At 56.8% G+C, this 2,747-nt stretch carries 5 protein-coding genes; 2 read left to right on the forward strand and 3 right to left on the reverse strand.

Annotated features, from left to right (window positions below; translation table 11 throughout):
- A partial coding sequence (locus PFH44_RS26520; protein WP_283826686.1) for a diguanylate cyclase occupies positions 1 to 300 on the forward strand: 300 nt, incomplete at its 5' end.
- 11 nt (positions 301 to 311) lie between these two features.
- Here the strand turns inward: PFH44_RS26520 and PFH44_RS26525 are convergent.
- Both PFH44_RS26525 and PFH44_RS26530 read right to left on the reverse strand, forming a co-directional pair.
- The gene (locus PFH44_RS26525) at positions 312 to 698 is read right to left on the reverse strand and encodes a hypothetical protein (RefSeq protein WP_045855161.1); all 387 of its coding nucleotides are present in this window, start codon (positions 696 to 698) and stop codon (positions 312 to 314) included.
- Between the two features lie 56 nt (positions 699 to 754).
- Entirely contained in the window at positions 755 to 1,075 is a 321-nt protein-coding gene (locus PFH44_RS26530) for a hypothetical protein (protein ID WP_283826687.1), read from the reverse strand.
- A 272-nt stretch (positions 1,076 to 1,347) separates the two neighbouring features.
- Here PFH44_RS26530 and gap point away from each other — a divergent pair, with 272 nt between their 5' ends.
- Complete coding sequence (gene gap / locus PFH44_RS26535) at positions 1,348 to 2,346, forward strand: type I glyceraldehyde-3-phosphate dehydrogenase (protein ID WP_045855160.1); 999 nt, start codon at positions 1,348 to 1,350, stop codon at positions 2,344 to 2,346.
- 48 nt (positions 2,347 to 2,394) lie between these two features.
- Here the strand turns inward: gap and PFH44_RS26540 are convergent.
- Positions 2,395 to 2,747, reverse strand: a 353-nt coding sequence (locus PFH44_RS26540; RefSeq protein WP_283826688.1) for an aldehyde dehydrogenase family protein, incomplete at its 5' end; no start/stop codon positions are given.

Genomic DNA, 2,747 nt, shown 5'->3' on the forward strand with positions numbered 1-2,747 from the left:
CTCTGCACCGGCGGGCAGGTTGCCTGCCGGTTTGGCGGCGAGGAGTTTGTCGTATTCCTCCCGGATACCGGCCTGACCGCGGCGGCAGAAGTGGCGGAACGCATCCGGGTGGGGATTGAAAATGCCGATTTCCCCCACGCCGAAAGGGTGACCATCTCCCTCGGCGTTGCCGGGTTCAGCGATAGCGAAAATGACGTTTACAGCGTCCTGCGCAGGGCCGATTTGGCGCTCTATGAAGCCAAACGATCCGGCCGCAACGCCGTGGTTATCGCCGACGCCGAAGGCTTTTCCCGCATCTGAACGGCCGAGAATTACTGCGCCACGCAGGTGCCATAATGCTGAGAGGCAAAAATGCCTCCCGGCATCACCATATTGCGGCTATGCACCGACTCACCGCTGCGCGTCATTGTCGTCACGGTGACGTTGCCCACCTCTGAGGTTTCAATAAAGGACATGCCATCGACGCCATTAGGCACGATGGCTACCTCGGCCGAACCGACGTTTCCGGCGATATAGGCCTTATTCGTTCCGCTATCGATAATAAACGTAAATACCAGCGGATTTTTAGCCGCATGATTGCCGCTTTGGTCGCTATAGGTCGGATAAGAACACTTAACCGACGTTGTTTTGGCCGCTGCCGCAAACGATATGCCACACAGCGCCAATGCGGCCAAAATACAGCCGCCCGATATATTCATTGCTCATCCCTTTTATTGATAACCCCACCCGCGGCGGATAAAGCGATCGTACCGCGCTAATCTGCCGTCCGGCCGCGCCATTTTTTATGCGCTAAGGCAATTTTTTCTGTAGAAACCGCATCGACAACGCCCTCTTCAAATCTGCGCGCGTTGGCTAATGATAAATCCCGTGCCGCCTTTTTCTCCAGCTCTCTTGATGATTGCTCGTTCAGCGCCCCGCTCTTCAGCAGCCGAAGCCTTATTGCCAGCTGCCGTTTAGCCTCCGCTCTGTTGCGGGGCGGGATCTTCAGCGCCTCGATATCCGCCTGAAGACTTAACATAGCGGGAGAATTTTTTCCTGCCGAAATCAGCCGTCCGATACTGCGTTTTTTTGACATCACTTAAATCCTTAAACCGCCCGGCAGGACACCGCTATATGATTGAACCAGGCGATCCTGAGCTCAACGGGATTTATGACAGCGCAAGCACGACACGTTCAGTTTTATCGGTCTGCTTCCTGTCGCCATATCATGACCGAATTCATTAGTTTTTCTGCATAGTTTTTTCAAAAGCTTAGCCCCTCGGTCGATTTTGCGGGTTGCCCAAATCGGCCGACTGGAGTATGCCTGTATGAGTTTTACCCTCTAACCGACTCACCAGGAGATTTTCCATGAGCAAGCTTGGAATTAATGGATTTGGTCGTATCGGACGTCTGGTATTACGCCGCTTATTGGAAGTTAACAGCCCGCTGGAGGTGGTAGCCATTAACGACCTCACCTCGCCAAAAGTGCTGGCCTATCTGCTAAAACATGACTCTAACTACGGTCCCTTCCCGTGGAGCGTGGACTTCACCGACGACGCCCTGATCGTTAACGGTAAGAGCATCACCGTCTACGCGGAGAAAGAGGCGCGGAACATTCCGTGGGAAAGCGCGGGCGCGGAGCTTATCGTTGAGTGCACCGGCTTCTATACCTCGACGGAAAAAGCCCAGGCCCACCTCAGCGCCGGGGCGAAAAAGGTCCTCATCTCCGCCCCCGCCGGGGAGATGAAAACCATCGTCTACAACGTCAATGACGACACCCTCACCGCGGACGACACCATTATCTCCGTCGCCTCCTGCACCACCAACTGCCTGGCGCCGATGGCGAAAGTGCTCCACGATGCGTTCGGCATCAGGCTCGGCACGATGACCACCATTCACGCCTACACCGGTACCCAGTCGCTGGTGGACGGCCCGCGCGGCAAGGATTTACGCGCCTCGCGCGCGGCGGCGGAAAACATCATCCCGCACACTACCGGGGCGGCGAAGGCGATTGGTCTGGTGATTCCGGAGCTCAGCGGCAGGCTGAAGGGCCACGCCCAGCGCGTGCCGACCAAAACCGGGTCGGTCACCGAGCTGGTGTCTATTCTGGAGAAAAAGGTCACCGCCGAAGAGGTCAATCAGGCGATGAAGAACGCGGCGGCGAATAATGAATCCTTCGGCTATACCGAAGAGGAGATCGTCTCTTCCGACGTGATTGGCAGCCATTTTGGTTCGATTTACGACGCCACCCAGCTCGAAATCGCCGAGGCCGGCGACGTTCAGCTGGTCAAAACCGTGGCGTGGTACGACAACGAATACGGCTTCGTCACCCAGCTCATCCGCGTGCTGGATAAGTTTGCTAAATAGGTTCACGAAAGCGGACGGCCGTCGGCTGTCCGCTTCTTCATCCGCCGCTTAGGCCTGTAAATAGACCACCTGGGTCTGCAGGTACTCGTTCAGACCGTGGCGGCCGTCGGCGCCGCCGATGCCCGATTTGCGCCAGCCCGCATGAAAGCCCTGCATGGCCTCAAAGTTTTCGCGGTTGATGTAGGTTTCGCCAAACTTCAGCCCCTTAATCGCCTTCATCGCCACGTTCAGGTCGCGCGTATAGATGGACGACGTCAGCCCGTAGTCGCTGTCGTTGGCCATCGCCAGCGCCTCCTCAAGCGTGTCAAATGCCACCACCGGCAGCACCGGGCCAAAGGTTTCTTCGTGGACGATATCCATCTCCTGGCGCACGTCCAGCAGCAGCGTCGGCGGATAAAAAT

Source organism: Klebsiella sp. Ech2A, from assembly GCF_030078455.1.
Lineage (GTDB): Bacteria > Pseudomonadota > Gammaproteobacteria > Enterobacterales > Enterobacteriaceae > Klebsiella > Klebsiella terrigena.